The sequence below is a fragment of the Roseovarius sp. SCSIO 43702 genome (assembly GCF_019599045.1).
Taxonomy (GTDB): domain Bacteria; phylum Pseudomonadota; class Alphaproteobacteria; order Rhodobacterales; family Rhodobacteraceae; genus Roseovarius.
On sequence record NZ_CP080623.1, the window covers coordinates 338,414 to 360,726 of the forward strand.

Sequence of the window (22,313 nt, forward strand, 5' to 3'; positions counted from 1 at the left end):
AGAAACGAACCGGAAAATCGGCGGGATTGGGGCGGTTGGAATATTCGGGCAAGCGCAAGCGCGGTCTATTGGCGGTCTTCGCCTTCGCGGCATCTGTAACGTGGCTGTCTTGTGCCGGTGCGCCGTCCACGGCGCAAATCCTGCAGGACTGGCGGGTCGATTGCGCATCCGGGGTCTGCAATGCCTCGCAGACCGTGGCCGCCGAGGATGGCACCTGGCTCGCGACGGTGCGCCTTTATGCGGGTGAGACCGCGCCGACCTCGGACGAGGTGCTGGGCGAGATCCTCGTGCCCTCGGGCGTTCACCTGGCATCGGGGTTGTATCTCGGCTTCGGCGAACGGATGATCGACGCGGCCTGGCAACGCTGCACCGCCGAGATGTGCCGGGCGGCGCTGGCGTTCGACGACGGCATGCTCGGCGCGTGGCGCAGGGGCGCGGCCTCGGAAGTGAGGTATCGTCCCGGTCCTGATGCGCCGGTGATCGCCTTCGACGTGAGCCTCATGGGGCTGACCGACGCGCTGGCGGCGCTGGAGGCGGGCCGATGAGATTTGTCCTCCTGGCACTCGCTTTGCTGCTCGGGCAGGGCGCCGTGGCCCAGACGTTCAGCGTGGACGAGATCGAGTTCAGCGAAAGCGCCTATCTCGAGGCGGAGGCGCTTGATGCGGTGGCGGCGCCCTACGAGGGCGTGCCGATCGATCTCGAGGCGCTGGACCGGCTTCTGGCCGAGGTCCAGGCGCTCTATGCCGAAGCCGGGATCATCACCGCCCGCCCGATCCTGCCGCCACAGGAGATCAGGGACGGCATCCTGCGGATCGAGCTGGTCGAGGCGCGGATCGGTGCGCTGAGATACGCGGTGCCGCATACCAAGCCGGAGTTCTTGCGCCGCAACCTCACCCTGTCGCCGGGGAGCTGCCTGACTACGAGGCGATGGAGCGGGACCTGCGGATCTTCGAGGTCGCGCATGATTTCGTGCCGGAACTGGCATTCGAGCCGGGAACCGAGCCGGGCACCACGGATGTGACCGTCCGCAGCGAACCGATGAAGCGCTACGATCTGACGGCATCGCTTACCAATTTCGGCACCAAGTCCACCGGCGAGCTTCAGGCGAGCCTGTTCGGCCGCGTCAACAGCCTGACGGGCGTGCGCGACACGCTCTCGTTCCAGTTGCAGGCAAGCGAGGGCGCGGCATCGGGCCAGGTGGGGTACTCGCGCCCGATGGGCCGTCCGGGTGGCCGGCTGGTGCTGTCGGCCGCCTATTCGCAGTCGGACGTCATCTCGGGCGCGTTCAGCACCCTCGATATCGTCTCGGACAGCCAGTCGGCGGGGATTGCCTATCGCTGGCCGGGCTACGTGCGGCCCAACTCGCACTGGATGTTCGAGACCGGGTTCACCTACGACGAGAACCAGTCGACGCTGGGCGGTCTGCCGCTTGCCGATGTCACCCTGACCGAGCTCCAGGCGCGGGCCGAACGGGTCTGGCGCGGCGACCGGCAGGCGCTTCAGCTCTCGTTCGGGCTGCGGGTCGGCACGGCGGAGACGAACCAGGTGTCCCAGACCGAGGGCGACTACTGGCTGCTCGAGGCGGGGCTGGGGTGGAACCGGCTGATCGGCGAGAGCGCGCTGCTTTCGGTCCAGGCGCGTGCGCAGTTGGCCGAGAACCAGAACCTGCCCGTGGACCGCCTCTTCACGGTGGGCGGGCCGACCTCGGTGCGGGGCTATCCCAACAACGTGCGGGCGGGCGACAGCGGGCTCGAGATGAAGATCCAGCTCGACCGTGCGCAGCCCTGGAACTGGGGCCGGCGCGTCAGCGTCACCCCGTTCGGCTTTGTCGATGCCGCGGTCGTGAAACCCTTTCGCCAGGGCGGCGGGTTCGATGCCGACCAGGATCTGCTCGCTTCGGTGGGCGGCGGCGTGCGCGTGGGATTGGGAAAGAAGGTTGCGGCGCTGATTTTCGTCGGTGTGCCGCTGGTCGATACGCTCGGCTTCGATGCGAGCGGCGAATATCGGGTCCATGCCGGGCTCGACTGGACATTTTGAGAAACGAAGGATGAACGACATGATGAAGAAACTGTTCCTGGCCGCGGCCCTGGCTGCCACCACGCCTTTTGCCGCGATGGCGCAGGATACGACCGAGGGCGTCGCCGAGAGCGAGCTCGAGGCCGCGCGGGCGGTGGCCAACAACTCGGTCTTCGGCGGCTGGATCGTCAATTGCGAGGCCCTGACGGTGCGCGACACGAGCTGCCGCCTGATCCAGCAACTGACGCTGGCCGAGAGCGGCGCGCTGGTCGCGCGGTTCATCGTGCTGCCGGTCGAGGATGGTGCGGCGGTCATGCTGGCGCAGGTTCCGATGGGTGTCTTCCTGCCGGGCGGCGCGGTGTTCCGCGTCGAGGGGGCGGATGACGACGCGCAGAAGGAGATGATCTGGCAGCGGTGCCTGGGCGAGCTTTGCGAGGCGGCGATCCGCCTCGAGGGCGAGGATATCGACGCGCTGCGCGAGGCCGACGCGATGCTCTTCGGATACCGGATCGAGGTCGATGGCGACCCGGTCGTCGTGCGGGTCGACACCAGCGAATTCGGCGCCGCGATAGATGCCATCCGCGAGGACGCCGAAACCGAGCCGGCGGCGGAATAAGAGACGACACTGCCCCCGGCCGACCGGCCGGGGGTGCAGGAACTCGCGGCCGGGCGGGCCGGATACGCGCGACGGGGAAGACCTGAGATGACGAACGCAACGGGACGTGGACAGATGACTTTCAAGAGCCTGACAGCCTGGGGGCGCAACTGCGTCGCGGCCCTCTCGTCCTTCGCGATCGCGGTCACACAAGTCGCCCCGGCCTGGGCGCAGGCCGCCCCCTCGGGAATCACGGTCGCCCAGTCGGGCGGCGCGCCGATCACCGCGACGACGATCACGCCGGGCGCGTCAGGCACGTTCGACATCACCACGGGAACGATCGTGGGCGGCATCGCGCGCAACGCCTTCGACCAGTTCAACGTCGGCGCCGCCGAGACGGTGAACCTGATCCAGCCGGGTGGCAGCCGGGCACTGGTCAACACGGTGACCGGCGGCACGTCGACCATCGCCGGGCAGCTCAACATGCTCAAGAACGGGCAGGCGGCGGGGTCGAACGTGTTCCTCGTCAACCCCGATGGCGTGATCGTGGGCAAGGGGGGCGCCATCACCGCCGGCGCGCTGACCATGTCGACCGCCACCGCGGGCGAAACCTCGGCCATCGCCGCGGGTGACAGCGCCGCGATCCAGCGCCTCTTCGACCGGCAGGAGGCGCTTTCGGGTGCCGGGATCGAGGTCTATGGCCGCATCGACGCCGAGCGGCTCGATCTGCGTGCCGGCGGCCGGATGCTTCTGCAGGGGCGCATCAGCGTGGAGGGCGGTGAGGGCGCGGCGCCCGCGATCGGCGGCGCGGTCAATACCGAGGGGATGAAGCAGGCCAACGGCGTGTCGGTCGAGAACGGCGTGATCCGCCTTTTTGCCGGTGGTGACATGACCATCGGCGGCGGCGCGGACACGGCCAACAGCGTGACGGCGAAGGCGGGCACCTCCGGCGGCGCGGTCCAGGCCGCGTCGGGCGGCAGCATGACGGTGAAGGGCGATGCCAGCATCGACGTCGCGGGCAGCACCGGGGATGGCGGCATGCTCCTGCTCTATACGCAGGGCTCGGCGGTGCTCGAGGACGGGCTGTCGCTCAAGGCGTCGTCGGTGGCGGGCGATGGCGGCATCGCGGCGCTCACGGCGGAAGGCGCGGCCGAACTGGGCGCGATCGCCGCGGACCTGGGATCGGACGGCGGCACCGGCGGCGCGCTGCGGGTCGAGGCGGCGTCGCTGACCGTCGCCGGGGCGGGCAGCCTCGTGACGCGCGGCGGCGACCTGGCGCTTGTCGGCGAGAGCATCGCCGTCACGAACATGGATATCGACACCCGCCGCCGCACCGGCGCCGGAGCGGTTCTGTCGGATGCGGGCGACGTGATCCTGGTCGCGCCCGAGATCAGCATGACGAACGCATCCGTGAAGGCCGAGGGCGGCGCCGAAGCGGGCGGCATGATCGCGCTGCTGGCGCGCGACGTGGCGGCGGAACAGGGACCGCTGCAAACCGATACCGGCGCGAAGGCGGCGATCACCCTTGCCGACAGCGCGCTTCAGGCCGGCGCCATCGTGGTCAACGCGGTGGCCCTGGCGAGCACGGTGGACGACAAGGACAGCGCGGGCAGCGACACGGCCTCGGAGAGCATCCTCAACAACATGGACGGCGTGCTGACCGATACCGCCGACCTCGTGCAGAAGGTGGCGACCGGCGCGCTCGACGCGATCTCGTCGGTCGCGATGCTGCAACTGGCCGAGCTTTCGGCGGATGCCAGTGTCACGATCACCGACTCGGTGCTGACCGCGGATGGCGACTGGAAGGGGCTCTCGCGCGGACCGGACGCGACGTGGAATGCCGGGGTCCTGGCGGATAACGGCATCCTCAGCCGCGACGGCGCGGCGGAAGAGACGTGGACGCTGCTGGAGAGCGCGCCCGAGGGGCTGCGCCTGACCGGGGCGCTGCCGCTGGCGGTCTCGGCGGATAGCGGGGGCGTCATCGTCCAGTCGGACGCGCGCACGAATGTCGATATCGAGCCCGACGATTTCAACGCCGGCGCGACCGCGGCGCGCAGCGACGCAAGCTCGGTGATCCGTATCACGGACTCCGCGCTGACCGCGAAGGGCGACACGGACGTGTCCGTCGTCTCGACCGCCTTCGACCGGACGCGGATCAAGATGGGCACCAAGGATACCCTGGCGGGGGCGCTGGGTGTCGTGCTGTCGCATCGCAACGTGACCAACCAGACCATCATCGACGGGGGCAGCATCAGCGGGCGCGATCTGCGCGTCGCGGCGCTGACCGGCAAGCATCACGAGATCGACAACCGCTCGAACGCCGGGATCGACGGTGCGTTCAGCGCCGCGATCACGGTGAACCTTGGACACAGCCTGACCGAGGCGGCCCTTGGGGGCACGATCACGGCCAGCGGCAAGGTGGACCTCGATGCCGAGACGCTGTTCTTCGGCCGCACGGTCAAGACGAACGCGACGATCGGCAAGGCGGACGATCCCAAGGAGCGCCAGATCAACGAGCGCCGCAAGGAAAGGATCAAGGGCTTCGCCGGCAAGATCCTCGGCACCGCCGAACGCGGCAAGAGCGAGGCGGGCGGCGAGGACAGCACCAACGGCGGGAAGGTCGGCTTCGGCATGGCCCTGACGATGGACCTGAGCCTCGAGCGGCAGGACACCTACGCGACGCTGGGCGGGCGCTGGCATGACGGCGGCACGCTCGTGCAGCTTGCCGCGACGAACGTCGCCGCGACCGAGGTGGATGTCGACGCGGTGACGCGGTTCGCGCGGCCCGGCAACGGGTCCGGCGCCGTGACGGGGTTCCGTGGCGAGGGCGGCGGCACGCTCGCCCGCAGCACGCTGGGCGGCGTCGGCACGCTCGGGGCGGTGCAGGCCAAGATCCAGCAGCAGCGCGGCCTGACCAAGGAAGAGATCGTCTCGCAATACGGTCATGCCATGGTGATCACCGGCTCGTTCTCGAACTTCGGCGGCCACACCGAGGCCGAGATCGGCGCCGCCACCGTGACCGCCGCACGCGCCAGCGTCGATGCGCGGACCGCGCTGCCTCTGCCGGGCAAGCCCGAGCAGATCCGCGCCGCGATCGAGACCTTCGCGGATGCCGTGACCGATTTCCGGAAATACGATCCTGCATCGCTGGAACTGCCGGAAACGCCGCAGCTTCCCGAACTCGACGGCTTCTTCAGCCTCGACGAGGGGCTCGTCACGAGCCGCGTGGAGACCTCCGCCATCGGCACGAGCGACACGGACAAGCCCCAGAGCTCGGCCATCGGGGTGACGGCGGCCTATGACGGCTACGATTTCGAGACCCGCGCGCGGATCGGCACGGGCGCCGTGCTGACGCTGAGCGAGACGGCCTCGGTCAACGCGGTCGCCACCGGGGTCATCACCGGCTATGCCAACAAGCCCGGAGGCTCGAGCCTGAAGCCCGGCGGTGCCACGGCTGCGGTCGGCGGCACGCTGAGCGCGGTGCGCCTGCGCTCGATCACCGAGGCGGATATCGCGGCGGGCGCGCGGATCGTGGCAGGTGGCACGCCGGGCGCACCGGATGCGGCGGATGTCGCGGTGACGGCGCGGAACGGCATGGTGCTGGTGACGGGTGGCTGGGCCGGCGGTGCGGCCGCCAAGGCCTCGGTCAACGGTATGGCGATCCTCGGCGCCTTCGACGTGGCGACACGCGCGCGGATCGGCGCGGGCGCGGATATCGTGGCCGATGCCGTCACCGTGGATGCCAAGGATGAGAGCGTCCTCGTGGGTGTCGCGGGCGCCCTGTCGGTCTCGGAGAATGTCGGCGTGGGCGTGGGCATGCAGATGTTCGTGGGCACCCGCGACACGCGCGCCTCGCTCGACGGCGCGACGGTGACGGCAACGCGCCTCGCCGTGAATGCCGAGACCGCCGGCGTGATGGTCTCGGCCGCCGCCGCCGGTGCCGTGGTGCGCCAGTCCACTCCCAAGTCGGGCGGCGGCAGCGCGCCGAGCACGCCCGCGCCGGGTGGCGGCGGTGACGACGAGGACGTGCTGATCCCGTCGTGGTTCTTCGACGAGGACGAGAACGCGGCGATCTCGGACCGGTCGCAGTTCGATACGGCGGAAGAGCCGCAGAACGTGGATGCGGACACCGGCCAGGCGACGGGGGGCAAGGGCTCGGCCAAGGCCAAGACGGGCTTTTCCATCGCGGGGGCCGCGGCGCTGAACATCCTGCTCGAGAACGCGACCGTGGCCGAGATCGGCGCGGGCTCCACGGTCGAGCTGACCGGCGCCCTCGACGTGACGGCGAAGAACCGGACCATTCATGCCACCGTCGCGGGCGCGCCGTCGCTGGGCATCGGGTCCAAGAACAGCAACAACGCGCTGGCGGGTGCGCTTGCCGGGCTGGTCGATGGCACGCCGCTGGCGGGCCGCGATACCATGGCGCGGATCACCGGCGCCGTCGTCACGGCGGGCGACACGACGGTCGAGGCCGAGGACCTTTCCATCGCGGCGACGGTGGCGATCGGCGGTGCGGGCTCGACCCGCGGCACGGTTGTGATGGCGGGGTCCGTCGCCGGGCTCTGGGCCTGGGGCAGCACCCGCGCGGTGGTCGAGGACAGCGCCGTGAGCGTGGCCGCGCTGGACCTCGACGCCAAGGACGCGTCGATCAACGTGACGCTGGGCGGCGCGGCGGGCGCGAACCTGTCGAAGGAGGGCGCGCTCGGGGCCGGTCTCGGGGTTGCGATCAAACTCTTCAACCGCTCCGCCGAGGCGCGGCTCTCGACCGACGTGGCGGGCCGCATGACCGAGGCGGAGGCGATCACGGTGGATGCGCAGAGGCTCGGCGTCCTCATCGGGGTCGCCACGTCCGTCGGCGTGGGCAAGACCGGCCTTTCGGGCAGCGCCGTGCTGAACACGCGGATCGGCGACACGCGCGCGATCATCGGCGGCGGCACCGAGCGGCTGGGTCTCAAGGCGGACAGCGTCAGGGTCAAGGCGAACGAGGATTCGCACCTGTGGTCCCTCGCCGGTGCCATCGGCGGCGGTATCGCGGCGGCGGTCGGCGGCGCGGCCACGGCGAACGTGATCGTGACGGATACCGATGCCGATCTGCGCGGCGTCGACCTGGCCGCGCGGGATGGCGGCGACCTGGGCGAGGTGGTGCTGCTGAGCGATGCGAAGACCACCATCGGGACGCTGGCGGTGGCGGGCCAGGCCGCCAAGGGCAAGGGCGTGGGCATGGGCGTGACGCTCAACAACATCACGGCGCAGGTGCGGGCCCGCGCCGATGGCAGCACGGTTTCGCAGGCGGCGCGGTTCGACGCGCAGGCGCGCAACACGCGCAACATCTGGTCGGGCGCGGGCGGCGTGGCCGGTGCGGGCGGCGGTGCGGCGGGCATGGCGCTCGCGGTCAACCTGCTGACGGTCAACCAGACGCTTGTGGACCTCGACAACGCCGCGATCTCGACCCGCACGGGCGGGATCAGGGCCGAAGCCGTGGCCAATGGGCAGGTCGTGTCGGTCTCGGCCGCCCTCGGCATCTCGGGCGCCAAGGGCGCGGCGGGCGCGGTCACGCTCAACTCCTCGCTGGGCGAGACGAAGGTCACGGCGGACAGGGCATCGCTCGATTCGGCGGGCGACATGTCGCTGCTGGCCACGGATCATGCGCGGTTCAGCTCGGTCGCGGGCGGCGTGACGGGCAGCGGCGCAGGCAGCGCGGGGGCCGGGATCTCGGGCAACCTGATGCTGAACAGGACCGAAGTCGTCGTCACCGATGCGACGTTGCGGCTGCGCGGCGGGGCGCTCAGGGCGCGCGCCGAGAGCAAGCCGGTCATAGATGCCGTGGCGGTCGGGTTCGCCGGCTCCGGGGGGGCGGGTCTCGGTGGCAGCATCATCGTGGCCGATATCGGCAACATCACCTCGGCGCGCATCACCGGCACGGATATCGACGCGGGCACGTCCTCGGTGACGGTCGAGGCGGAATCGGCGGACCCGTCGGTCATCCGGCTGGATCCCAGCATGAATGTCGGCTTCGACGGCGATGGCCGCGCGCTCGGCAACATCACCGCGCTGGCGGGCGGTGCGTCGATCGCCGGCGCCTCGGGCGTGGGGATCGCCGCGACGATCGTGCTGATGCACAACACGGTCGAGGCGCGGCTGGAGGCGGATGACCTTGTCGCGGGCAACGTGACGGTGACGGCCACGAACGACATCGGGCTGAACGCCGCCGCCGTCTCGGGCGCGGGATCGGGCGCAAGCGGCGTCGCGGGGTCGCTCGTCTTCACGCAGATCGGCGTGGCGGGCGCCAGCGAGGAGGACCTGATCGACGAGGTCGCGGCGCAGGCCGATGCCGACCGGCCCGAGAATGCGCGGGGCGACGACATCTCTGATGCAAGCGCGCAGGGACGCGGCGACAACGTGACACTGGCCGAGGGCGTGAACCCTGTCGAAGAGGGCCGCGAACTTGCCGTGAAAGGCCGGGACGCCGCCTTCGACGCGCTGGAGCGGGCAACCGATCTCGATCTCGATTTCGTGGCGGATGCGGCGGATTCGACGCAGGCGGTGGTCAAGCTGGGCAAGTCGGCCGATATCGGGAACCTGACGATCAGGTCCGATGAGAAGAGCGTGATCCGCTCGGCCGCGGGCGCCGCGGGTATCGGATCGACGAACGGCGTCGGCCTCGGCATCACGGTCAACGGCATCTGGGGCCAGTCGCTTGCACATCTGGAACTTGCCGATGGCGTGACGCTGACCGCCGGGGATCTCGAGGTCAAGGCGTTGCAGTCGGGCGGCATCGCGACATTCGCGGGGACCGGGGGCGTCGGCGCCGGTTCGGCCGGCGGCGCGGGGTCGCTGGTGATCAACAGCTTCGGGCGTCGTGTCGCCTCGCGGATCAAGGGCGGTGTCGGTGTCGGCATCCGTGCCGGTGACATCACCGTGGCATCGAACCAGAGCGGCAACATCCTCGGGGGCGCGCTGGCGCTGGCCGGCGCGAGCGCCGGGGCGGGCGGTGCGTCCGTGATGCTCAACCTCATGGCGGACGAGGTCGATGCGGAGGTGAAGGACGTCGCCATCGGCGAGATGGGCGGCACCGTGGACACCCCGGTCTACGACACCGACAAGGCGGCGGGTGCGGTCAGGATCTCGGCTCGGCGCGAGCTCATTTCCGCGGGCACCGCGGCGTCGGGTGCCGCGTCGGGCACCGGCGCGCTTGCCGGCGGGCTCGCGTTCAACACGGATCTCTCCTCGGTCCAGTCGCGCCTCTGGGGCGGTTCGGTTGTCGCCGAGTCGCTGGACGTGGCGGCGCTCAACGACATCAAGCTCATCTCGGTCGCCCTGGGCGGTGCCGCGGATGGCTCCTTCTCGGCCGGCCTGTCGGTGGCGGCGAATACCGCCGGTGCGGACGTCCTTGCCGATATCGCCGGGACCAGGGCGCGCACGCGCCATCACCTGACGGTGACGGCCGATGCGATCACCGACGCGAGCGGCAATGCCGTGGGCGGCGCCGCGTCGGGTGTCGCCGCCGTTGCGGGCACGCTCACCACGAATGTGCTGGGCAACCGCGTGCGCGCGATCGTTCACGGCCCCGCGGCCGTCGGCCCGGCGGACCTGGCCACGGCGGGCACCGCGCTGATCCGTGCCGATGCGATCAACAACATCTCGCTGGCCGCCGGGGCGGACGAGATGCCGGATTACTGGGACGATTTCGACATCGTCGATCTGCTGCAATCGGGCCTGCCCACCCTCAACGTGAGTTTCGCGGGCGCGGGCTGGTTCTCGGCGGGTGGCACGCTTGCCGCCAACATCACCGGCAATGACGTGACGGCGTCGGTGCGCAACCGCTCCTCGATCACGGCGCTGGGGCATCACACGCTCACCGATCCGGGCGATCCCGAGGGCAAGCGGCAATTGCGCGGCGCCGTGATCGAGGCGCAGGCCAATACCGTGCAGTCGGGCGCCAACGTGACCGGCGGGTTCAGCACGGCCGTCGCGCTGAACGGGCTGGTGCAGGCCAACGTGATCGGCGATCGCGCCGTGGTCGAGCTGGGCACCGGGGGGCAGCCGTCGGACGCGGTGCGCGTCAACCGCGCCGCCGAGGCGGATCTGCTTGCCGAACTGGGGCTGGTGGGCGCCGGTGCCGATGCCCATGCCGAGCAGGATACGGTGCTGCGGGCGCAGGTGCGCAACGATGTCCTGGCCTTTGGCGGGACCGTGAATTTCGGTCTCTATGCCGGGCTGAGCGGCACCGCTGCGGGCACGGTGATCGGCAGCAAGGCGCGGGTTCTGACCAACCTCTCCGACCTCGGTGCGCGGCGCGATATCGCGCTCGAGTCGCGGATCGAGACGCAACTCGTCAACGTCGCGGTCGCGGCGGGCACCGGGGCGGTCGGCCTTGGCGGCGCGCTCGGCGTGCATGTCGTCGGCAGCGATGCGCTGACCGAGGTGCGCGGCGGCGTCCTGACCGCGCGCGAGGGGGATGTGGAGATCGACGCGGCCGTCTCGACGAAGGCGCTGACCATGGCGGGAACGCTCGGGGCCGGTGCCGCGGGTGTCGGCATGTCCCTGCAGGCCACGGTTTTCGGCAGCAAGGCGATCGCGCGCGTGGCGGGCGCGGATGGCGGCGGAACGACCCCGACCATCGTGACCTCGCAGGCGGGCGACGTGGCCGTGCGGGCCGACACGAATGCCTACACGCTGAGCGGCGTGGCCGGCGTCTCGGGCGGGGTCGCGGCCATATCGCTCAGCGCGAACGCGGCGGTCATGAAGGCCGAGACGCGCGTGGACGTGGGCGCGGGCGTGACGCTCGATGCGGGCCGTGACGTCAAGCTGGCCGCGACGGAATTCGTGCGCCTGCGCGGTCTTGCCGGCTCGGCCGCCGGTGGCCCGGCAAGCACGGGCGGCTCCTTCAACTACACGCGCTTCGCGGGCACGACGCAGGTCAACGTGTCGCTCAGCGCGAACGCGGCGGTCATGAAGGCCGAGACGCGCGTGGACGTGGGCGCGGGCGTGACGCTCGATGCGGGCCGTGACGTCAAGCTGGCCGCGACGGAATTCGTGCGCCTGCGCGGTCTTGCCGGCTCGGCCGCCGGTGGCCCGGCAAGCACGGGCGGCTCCTTCAACTACACGCGCTTCGCGGGCACGACGCAGGTCAACGTGGGCGAGCGCGCCGTGATCCTGGCCGGGCGCGACGTGATCGCGAGCGCCAAGGCGGATCGCATCGTCATGGGCGGCACCGTCGTCGGCGCCGTCAGCACCGGCGCCATCAGCGCCGCCGCGGTGTCGCTCAACGTCGTGGACATGGGCGGGACGGCGGCGTCCTCGGATGCCGGCCAGGCCCTGCCGCAGGGCCCCGATGGGGCGGCCCCGGCCAACACGACCTCGCAGGGCGACGCGGTGCTCGGGTTGCGCGACGATTACCTCGACGACGCCCAGGCACGGCTGAACCGCGGCGCGCAGGCACCCGGAAGCGCGACCCTGGCCGAGCGCGGCGGGGCCGGTGCGGCCGTGACGCGCAACGACGAGGAGCGCGCCAAGATCGACCTGACCTCGGCGCCGGAGCCCGACAAGCTGGCCGTCACGATCGCCGCCGATGCCATGCTCGCGGCCGGGCGCGACCTGACCCTCTCGGCCGACACGGTCGCGCGGGCAGAGCTCTACAGCGGCAACGTGACCTTCGCGCCCATGTCCTTCGGCGGCGTGGCCGCAGGCTTCGGCGTGGGCGTGACGCGCACGGGCGCGCTGGTCAGCGTGGGCGAGCGCGCGGTGCTGCGCGCCGACCGGAACGTCACCCTGCAGGCGCGGACCCGTGGCCAGAAGGTCGGGGGCGAGGACGGACCGATGTTCGACGCGGTGGGCGTGAACGCGAGCACCGGCGGCATCTCGGCCGCGGTCGGCGGCGTCGTGGTGGTCGATTCCAGCGACAGTGCCGTCGATATCGCCGCAGGCGCCATGATCGAGGGCCGCAGCGGCGGCAACGCGCAAAGCGTCACGATAGAGGCCGAGCGTGCCGGCGGGATGCTGATACGCTCGCTCAACGCCTCGGGCTCGGGCTTCATCTCGCAGGGGGCGAGCTTCGTGCTGGGCCTCAACAGCGGCACGAGCCGGGTCAATCTCGCCGGGGCGGCGGGCCAGCAGGTCGGCGTCAAGGCGGCGCGGGTGACGCTGGACGCGGCGGACCGGTCCGAGGTCAGGATCCAGGGCCTTGCGGCGGCGCTCGGCGCCGTGGCGAACTCGATCAACGTCGCGGTCGGCAGGAATGCCGGGCGGACCGAGTTGACGCTGACCGAAGCGCGGCTGCGCGGGGGCACGATCACGCTCGCCAACGAGACCACCGCCGTTGTGACGACGCAGATGCTCGGGGTGAGCGTCGGTGTCGCCGGGGTCGGCGGCAGCCTCTCGGTGTCGCTCAATGATGCCACGCAGCGCACCCGCCTGAGCGGGGTCGATATCGAGGCCACCGATGTGAGCGTCGATACCGTCGCCTCGGCCAGCGCGACAGCCGAGTCCGCGGCCGGTGCGGGCGCGATGCTGGCCGCCAACGGGTCGGTCTCGATCGCGGTGCTGGGCTATGACGCCGAAACGAGCGTCTCGGGCAGGATCGCCGCCGACAACAAACTGAGCATCCGCACCGCCAGCGTCGACGCCAAGGCCGATGCCGACGCGCGGGCGTTCCGCGGCGGCATCCTGGCCGGTGGCGCGACCATAGCCGTCGCCCAGCAGAGCACGGCGCGCGTCGTCACCGACCTCCGGTCGGGCAACCTGACCGCCCGCGAGATCCGGTTGCAGGCGATCAACGGCTCGAACATGACCGCCGACACGATCAGCGGATCGGGCGGCGTGGTGGCGGGGCAGGCGGCCCTGACATGGCTCAAGGCGGATTCCGAGACGCGGCTCAAGCTGGCCTCGGGCGGGGTGCTCGACATCGACGCAAGGACGCTCGGCGCCGGGTCGTCGTCGCAAACGGTCATGAACGGGCACGCCAATTCGGTCAACGCCTCGGTTGTCGGCGCCTCGGGCGCGCTGCTCTTCACCAGCTCGAACTCCGAGCTCGAGACATCGGTCGGGGCCGGCGCGCGCATCACCGCGGACGTGATCGAGCTGAGCGCCGTGACCGGCATCAAGCGGCCGCGCCACGGCAGCGGCTGGAACGTCAAGGCCGGCTCCGGCGGCGTCGTGGCGGGTGCCGCGATGAAGTCGGACGTCGAAGTTCATGCGGACACGAAGCTGACGGTGGCGAATGGCGCCGTGATCCGCCAGACCGGCTCTTACGATGATCCGGGCGCGTTCCGCCTGATCGCGGGCGGCAACATGGACCTGACCGACCGGCAAAAGCTGGATGTCGGCGGCCTCGTCGCGACGCCCGGCGGGGTCAGCAGCGTCGTCGTGCACAAGAACGACGCCACAGTCTCGATCGGCAACGCCACGCTGTCGGCGCTCGGCGACCTCGAGATCCTCAATGGCTCGAACGTGGATATCCGCTCGGAGGTCGATGCGAAATCCTACGGCCTCGCGGGCGCGGGCTTTGCCAAGACCACGGCCAGCTATAACGGGAGCAACCGGATCAATATCGGCGGGGGTGCCGTGCTCGAGGCCGAACGCGATATCGTGCTGGGCGCCGGGCGCACCGCCGCCGGCTCGCAGCGGATCAATATCCGGGCCGAGTCGCGCGTCTTCAACAACACGGCTTTCGCGATCACCGTGCCGACCACGGCGGATGCCAGGGCGGCGACCACCTCGCGCGTGACCATCGACGAGAATGCCGAGCTGCGCGCGGTGCGCGATGTCGAGCTGTCGGCGATCTCGGGCGGGCGCGACGTCGTCGGCTACGGACGTGCCAAGGACCTGTCGCGCGCCGCGATCGAGGCGGTCGGCAATTTCTTCGGCGACCTGGTGGGCGCGGACGAGATTTCGCTCGATATCGAGAGCGGCACCTCGACCGACACGCATGATGACGGGATCATCGTCAACGGCAACGTGCGCGCCGGGACGCGCAACCAGGTCGTGCTGCGGTTCGCGACACTGGGCGGCAAGACCGTGCTGGTCGATCCCGACGATCCCACCAAGCCCGCCGATCTGACCGATCCGCGCTGGCGCGATATCAGCTACGCGCTGTCGGACGATTACCGCTCGTCGGGCGATTTGCAGCAGCGCATCGACTATCTCGACGGCCTGATCAACAACCCGGCCCTGAGCACGGGCGAGTCGGATGCCGCCAAGGTCGCCTGGCGCACCGAGAAGGCGCTGCTCGAGGCGCGCCGCGACGCGCAATCGGGCAGCTTCGGCATGATCGAGCTGGGGCCGGTGCGCGCCAGCAGCGGCAACATCGTGATGGATGCCGACTGGGTGCAGGGCGGCCCCACGGGCAAGCTGACGGCGCCGGGCAATGTCCTGATCGACATCCTGTCGACTACCTCGGACGTGCTCAAGACCGGTGCGCTGACGATCCCGCCTGGCCGGGGCGGAGAAATCACGCTGCGCTCGGTGTCGGTGACGTCGGGCGACGATCTGCGCGCGCTTTCGGGCGGCCGGGGCGGAGACTACAGCCTCGCGCTGGAAACCAGCGCGACGGGTGATGCCCCGTTGATCAATGTCGCCACCCAGCCCGCGAACGGCATCGGCGGCACCATCGTGATCGGCGGCGATGCCGACAACTTCTCGGGCGAGATCCTCGTCAACTCGGCCTATGGCGATATCGACGTGCGCGGCGCCGTCGCCGCGCAGACCGTCAAGATCGAGGCGCCCAACGGCGACTTCATCCTCGGCTACGTGCCCGGCATCCGCTCGGTCTCGGGCGATCCCGACGCGCAATATGACGGGCGGTTCAAATCCTACGAAGACGCCTATCGCGATTACGTGCGTGCCTTCGGGACTATCGCAAGGCGCGATCCCGGCGCATCGCTCGTCGTCAACAACGGCGGATTCCGTGCCGGCAAGAACGTCTACATCACCGCCGACACGCTCAACATCAACGGCGATATCATTGCCGGCAAGGCGAGCTATACGGTCGATATTTCCGCCTCGGCGCAGTCCACCATCGACGCGATCGCGGCGCGTGGCGGCGTCGGCTCGGAGCTGGTCCATGCCGCGTCGGGCAACGGGCCCACGCTGACCGGTGTAAGCAGCGATGCCGATATCTTCTTCAACCACGGCACAGGCCGACTGGAAGTCGCCGACATGTCGGGGCAGGGCGGCCGGATCGAGATCGTGGGCAAGATCATCTCGACCGGTGGCGGGCGCATCGAGTCCCTGTCCGGGTGGGGCGCCATCGACGTGCGCAGCGCGGTGCGGCAGGACCTCGTGCTGGGCAAGATCGACCTCGGCGCCAAGCGCCTGGATGGCGTGATCCGCATCACCGACACGTCGCGCGCGCTGCTGGACAGCACCACGGGCGCGCAGCTCAAGGATCGCGACGGCATCGGGCGATTCCTCACGACCGAGTTCCGGCGCGAGGGCGATCAGCTCAAGACCTATACCAACCGCAGCCAGACGGCGGTCTACGACCCCGAGAGCCGCGTCACCCGCGAGCTGGCCACCGTCGAAGAGGGGAGCGTCACGGGCCGCACCACCAGTTTCGCGCCCAAGGCGAACCAGGATTACATCGTGCGCCGCGCCGAGGATGTGACCCATGTCGTCACGACGCGCCGCTCGGTCGAGACCATCGTGTTCAACGTCTTCAAGACGAAGGACAAGACCCGCACGACCCAGATCGCGACCAGCACCCGGTCCGTGGACCTGGGACAAGGGCCGTTCGTCGGCGCGTCGCTTGGGGGCGCGGATTACAACTATGCCTTCAGCGGACAGCGCGTCTCGCAGACCGGCCCCAGCACGGTCGAGACGAACTACGAAGACAACCGATGGGGCATCTCTCCCTTCGGCGTCGACCTGAAGGTCGGCTGGCGCCACTGGACCTATGACACCACCACCAAGACCCGCCATCTCTACGAGCATCGCCTGAAGGCGGACCATGCCATCGACATCGGCTTCGGCGGCAATGACGCCGCGCGGCTCAATGTCGTCGCCAATGGCAGCGTCATCTTCGGCGGCAGCGTGCGCAACATCGCGGGCGAGACGAGCGCGCAATCGATCGACGGCTCGGTGCTGACCGGCGGTCGCGGCGTGGTGCTGAACACCGCCGCGCTCAGCCTGCGGGCCGAAAAGGGGCGGATCGGATCGCTCGACGGTGCATTCCGGCTGGTGCAGGCGAATGACGCGGCGGTTTCGGCCGTTGCCAAGGACGGCATCGCGCTGCGCGAGATGAACGGCGCGCTGCGCGTTGCGCAGGCCGAGGCCACCGGCTCGGGCGCGTCCGTGAGCCTCATGGCGCGGGGCGATTTGCTCAAGTCGGGGGCGGGCATCGTCAAGGCCCACAATGTCGACCTGACCTCCGAGGCGGGCGCCATCGGTGGCGCCGGCGCGCCTTTCGCCATCGACACCGGCGCCGAGGGACGGCTGATCGCGCAGGCGCGCGGCGATATCGCCATCGCCGAGCTGACCGGCGACCTGGGCGTGGGCACGGTGCGCTCGTCGATCGGCTCGGTCGCGCTGAGCGCGCCGGGCGCGATCCTCGACCGCAACGACGACGCGCTGCGCGATCTGCGCACCGCCGAGGAGCTGCGCAAGCTCTGGACCGACGAGCTGGGCCTCAACGGGGCCGGGCTGGCCGACCGCGAGCAGGAGCAGACCGTTGCGCTGCAGATCGACATCCGCGCGGAATACGACGCTTACTGGCGCGCCCGCGGCGCCACGGCCGAGCGCCGCGAGATCGCCGGCGCCGATCCCGATGGCGCGTATTGGGACCGCTGGGAGATGACGGGCGGCGACGCGCAGACCTACACGCTGGACGCGGACCGCCGCGCCGCGATCGAGGCGGCGGGCGGTGACGTGGACGCCTACGTGGCCAAGCGCCGCGCGCTCTATGCCGAGTGGAACGCGCAGAACGCCTATGACAACGGCTATACCTATCAGCCGGTCGCCGCCGACCTGGCGCCGCGGCGCACCGGCATGGAGTGGACGCAGGCCCAGCTCGAGCGGTCGATCCGCGCGGGCCTCGTGCGCGAGACCGCCGACACCCGCACCCGGATCGAGGCGGCCAACGTCATGGCCGCGGGCGATATCACGCTCAGCGCCGGCGCGGGCCTCGGGGCCTTGCTCGAGCCGTATGTGATCGACCCGGGCGCAGGGACGCTGACGGGCCGCGATCTCGAGGTGCTGTCGGGCGCCGTGCGCGAGGATATCACCCGCGACGCAGAGGGCCGCTACATCGTGCGGCAGGCCGAGGATTTCAATTTCGGCTTCAGCGATATCGACCCCGCGACCGGCGCGGCCAAGGGGCGCCTGACCGTGACTGTCGGCGGGCAGGAGGCGATCTTTGCCGGCGCCGAAACCGCGGCCAATCTTGGCCTCGTCAACGGCCGGGGCGATGTGCGCCTCAAGATCGACGGCGCCATGACCGATGCCGGGCTGGGCGACGTGGCGATCACCGGGCGCCTGCTGGTGCTCGAGGCGGGCGATGCCGGCACCATCGGCACCGAGGACGCGCCGCTGCGCGTGGGTATGCTCGAAGGCGGCGCGCTCGACGCGCGTGCGGGCGGGGATGTGAACATCGCGGCCCCGGCGCTCGATGCCGCAGCACTGGCGCGGCTGGGCCTTGGCGGGCAGGTGAACGGCGATATCGGGCTCTCCGAGGTGTTCTCGCGCGGGACCGTGCGGATCACGGCGGATGGCGCGCTTTTCGACGCCGCGCCCACCGGCGCGCCGCGCATCGTCGCGCGCGCGGCCGCGTTGAACGCCGCCTCGATCGGGACCGCTTCGGCGCCGCTGGGGATCAAGCTCGATCCGCTGGGCGGTGGCGGCCTGCGCCTCAGGACCGCGCAGAACGCCCATGTCGCGGGCAGTGGCGATCTGCGGCTCGACAGTGCCCGGATCGGCGGCTCGGGCGCGCTCGGCAGCAGTGGATTGCTGACCCTTTGGGGCAATGACACGCTGTCCTTCGGGGATAACCTGGCGCTGACCGCGACGGGCGGCATCGACAGCACCAATGCCACCGGCACCGATATCAGCGGCGGCGCCCTGACGCTGACGCTGGGCGGCACGGCGGGCGCGGGCAAGCCCCTCGCCACCGCAATCGATCAGCTGACCCTCACCGCGATCGGCACGGCCGGCCTCGATCTGAGCGAGCGCGACGATCTGGCGGTGACGACCGCGACCCTTGGCAGCGGCGCGCTGACGCTGGCCGCGGGCGGGCACCTGACCGCCGGCACGATCACCAGCCTCGGCACCGTCACGCTGGCCAGCCTGGAGGACATCGTTTCGGGCGACGTCACCGCGCAGCGCGTGACGGCCACCGCCAGCGGCGCGATCGGCCGCGCCTCGGCGCTGCGGTTGACCGCGCCCGAGCTGTCGCTGCGCGCGGGTGGCACGGTGGATGCGCGCATCCTGCGGGCCGCCACGCTGACCCGCTTCGAAGCCGGGCAGGGCAACAGCACCCTGGACGCCTCGGGCCACGACCTGATGGCGCAGGCTGGATCCGCCTTCGTCAGCGAGGGCAATCTGCTGGTCGAGGCCGATGATCTGACGCTGAACACCTCGGCCCATGTGGCCGAAGGGTTCGCCATCAGCGCCGCGAATGTCGTCTGGCAGGATATCACCGCCGGGACGCTCGACCTCGATGCGCTGACCCTGCGCCAGACGGGCGGCAAGACCGCCGATATCGAGGGGCGGGCGACGCTCACCCTGACCGGCGCCGCCACCTTCGAGGAGGGGGCCCGCCTCGAGGCCCGGGTCGCGACGCTGGACACGGGCAATCTCGGCCTCGGCGCGACATCCGCGCTCGAGACCACCGAGGACCTGACAATCAATGTCGCCGGCACGCTGGTGCAAGGCGCGGGCGCGACGGTCGAGGGGTCGGTCATCGACGCCACGGCGGGCGGCGCGGTCTCGATCGGCGACGGGTCCAGATGGGCAGCCCGGACCGGCGCGCTCGGCCTGACCGCGGGCGGCAGCCTGACACGCGGCGACAGGACCGCGCTGACCGCGGGGCAGGGCCTGACGCTGACCGCCGCTTCCATGACGGCCGGCACCGAGAGCCGGACCACCGCAGGCGGAGCGCTCGAGGTCGAGACGCTGAGCGGCGGCATGGACTGGGGCGCCGATGGCACACTGTCGGGGGCGATGATCCTCGCCAAGTCCGATGCCGATATCAGCCTCGGCGCGCGCAATACCTGGACCTCGGCGGGGATGCTCGATCTTCAGGCCGGTGGCGATGTGACCGTCGGCGCGGCGGCGCACCTCGTGGCCGGGGATTCACTCGGCTTCGGCGTGAGCGGATCGCTCAGCCTGGGCGCGGGTGCCTCCTTTGCCGGGGCCGGTATCCATGGTGACGTTCGGGGCGCGATCTCGCTCGGCGATGACGCTAGCTGGACCGCCCGCACGAACGATGTGAACGTACACAGCGCCGGCCTTTTGATGCGCGGTGACAAGACCTCGATCTCTGCCGGGGACGACATCAGGCTTTGGGCCGCCGCGATGGTGACGGGCAACCGGAGCCGGACGGTGGCGCAGGACAATGTCTGGCTCGTTGCGGATAGGGCGGAGATGAGCTGGGGCGCGGATGCCGAGGTCTCGGGCGCGACGATCGGCGCCTTCGCCCGCGGCGACATGTTCCTCGGGGACCGCGCGACATGGACCGCCACGAGGGGTGAGTTCCATCTCGACGCCGGGGGCCACCTGACCCGCGGGGACAAGACCGCGCTCAGCGCAGCGCAGAGAATGGTTCTTGCCGGTGCGACCATGGTGACGGGCCGCGAGAGCCAGACCATTGCGGGCGGCGCGATGACGCTGGATGCGATGACGGGCGGCCTGAGCTGGGGCGCGGATGGCACCCTCTCGGGACAGTCCGTCACTGCCACGGCGGCGGGTGACGTGGATCTCGGCGCGCGCACCGTCTGGACATCGGCGAGCACGCTGGACCTGACGGCGACGGGTGAGGTGAGTTTGGGCGAGGCGGCGGTCCTGACGGCGGGCACGTCCCTGACCCTCGCGGCGGGCGGATCGCTGGCGCAGGGCGCCGGGAGCGTGATCCGCGCGGCGGGTCCCGATGTGGACGTGTCGGCCGGCGGCGACTTTACGCAGGCGGCCGGGGCGCTGCTCGATGGCGGCGCGGCGCGGGTCAGCATCGGTGTGAAGGGCGACATGGTGCTGCGCCTCGTGCAGACATCGAACGCCACGGATGCGGCGCTGAACCTCACCGTGAGTGGCACGCTGTCACGCCAGGCCGAAGGGCAGGCGGGCCTCGTCGCCGATGCCGATGGCGCGCTCACCGTGCTGCGCGCGGGGGCGGTGGCGCCGACCGGGCCGGTCGGCCTGGAGGTCGCGCTGGCGCGGCTCGATGCGATCGTCGCGGCCGGGTCGCTGCACCTGGCGGAGGCGAGCGGGCTCATCCTCGAGCGGGCCGAGACGGCGGGCGCCGTCCTCGACATCGCGGCGGCGGGCGACATGACCGTGCGCAGGGCGAAGGCGGCGGGCGATATCGTGCTCACGTCGGGCGGCGACCTGATCTCGGATCTGGCGCAACTGGATGCGCGCGAGGTTCGGCTCTTTGCCTTTGGCGGCGCGCTGCGCGGCGAGACGACGGGCACGTTCCGGGCCGATCTCGCGCCCGGCGCGACGGCCTATCTGCTGGCGAATGGCGATCTGGACTTCGCCGAGACGCAGGGCGATCTGCGGATGGGCTTTGCCCTCTCGGATACGGGCGACGTCACCCTCGCAGCCGAGACCGGCAGCATGGAGGTGGGCGTGCTGGGTGTGGGTGACACGCTGACCATGGTGGCGGCGGGCGACCTGGTGGTGAACGCCCTGGGCGGTGTCAGCGTCGATCTGGCCGACGAGACCCGGCTCAAGCTGATTGGCCCCGAGCGGTATGGCGTGCGGGATGCGGGTGCCGCGCGTGTCGCGCAGCTGACGGCGATGGCGCCGGGTGCCAACCTGCGCGCGGGCCTGCTGAACGTGCGCGAGCGTCTGACGCTCGAGGCCGACCGGATCGACGCCTTCGGGTATGACCCGACGGCGGCGGACGGGATCGACCTCACGATCCACGACGCGCAAGGCGACATGGCCGAGGAGGTCATGGTGCGCATGATCGGCGACGGGCCCGACCTTTTCCTCGCGGATCCCTTTACGCCCATCCGTTCGCTGCTGGGCACCCGCGCGACCGGCGGCACGACCGGGGGCGAGACCCGGATCGCGCGGGGCCGCATCCAGGATGGCCGCGTGATCGCCAGCGGCCCGCGCCTCTCGCTGTCGGACGACGTGGCCGTGGGCAACGTGGCCTGGTTCGAGCAGCGGACGAGCAAGGTTCTGGTCACGCGGGATTACGCGGCGCTCTCGACGATCGCGGACGCGCAGATCCTGGCCGGAGACATGGGGTTCGTCGCCTTCGATCTCGAGAACCTGCTCGAACTGCGGGTGCGCAACGGGCTTGTCCTGAACCGCAAGACCGGGGGTCTGGCCGTGAACGGCGGCCAGGGCTTCGGCTTCGATATCGGGGTCGAGACCGATCTGCTGGGACGGGACTTCGTCCGGGGCCTCGCTCCGGCGGGCGTGGTGCGCCCCGCCGCGCCGCGCTGGATCACGCCGCTCGATGCGCCGGGGACGACGTGGGTGCCCATGCGCGGCGTCTCGCTCGACGAGTCCGACAGGGCGCTCTGAGGCGGCGGGTGGCGTG

At 70.8% G+C, this 22,313-nt stretch carries 5 protein-coding genes; all 5 read left to right on the forward strand.

What is annotated here, in order from left to right; genetic code table 11:
* Nucleotides 1-35 precede the first annotated feature (35 nt).
* Nucleotides 36-545, forward strand: a complete 510-nt coding sequence (locus K1T73_RS01625; RefSeq protein WP_220602268.1) for an invasion associated locus B family protein — start codon at nt 36-38, stop codon at nt 543-545.
* A complete protein-coding gene (locus tag K1T73_RS01630) occupies nt 542-1,021 on the forward strand; it encodes a POTRA domain-containing protein (RefSeq protein WP_220602269.1) in 480 nt (159 codons plus the stop codon). Before K1T73_RS01625 ends, K1T73_RS01630 begins: the two co-directional genes overlap by 4 nt.
* On the forward strand, nt 928-2,037 hold the full coding sequence (locus K1T73_RS01635) for a ShlB/FhaC/HecB family hemolysin secretion/activation protein (protein ID WP_220602270.1): 1,110 nt from the start codon (nt 928-930) through the stop codon (nt 2,035-2,037). Before K1T73_RS01630 ends, K1T73_RS01635 begins: the two co-directional genes overlap by 94 nt.
* A gap of 19 nt (nt 2,038-2,056) precedes the next feature.
* Nucleotides 2,057-2,632, forward strand: coding sequence for an invasion associated locus B family protein (locus K1T73_RS01640; RefSeq protein WP_220602271.1), 576 nt, complete (start codon nt 2,057-2,059; stop codon nt 2,630-2,632).
* A 114-nt stretch (nt 2,633-2,746) separates the two neighbouring features.
* Nucleotides 2,747-22,297: a leukotoxin LktA family filamentous adhesin gene (locus K1T73_RS01645; RefSeq protein ID WP_220602272.1), complete on the forward strand. Its 19,551-nt coding sequence runs from the start codon at nt 2,747-2,749 to the stop codon at nt 22,295-22,297.
* The last annotated feature ends 16 nt before the right edge of the window (nt 22,298-22,313 follow it).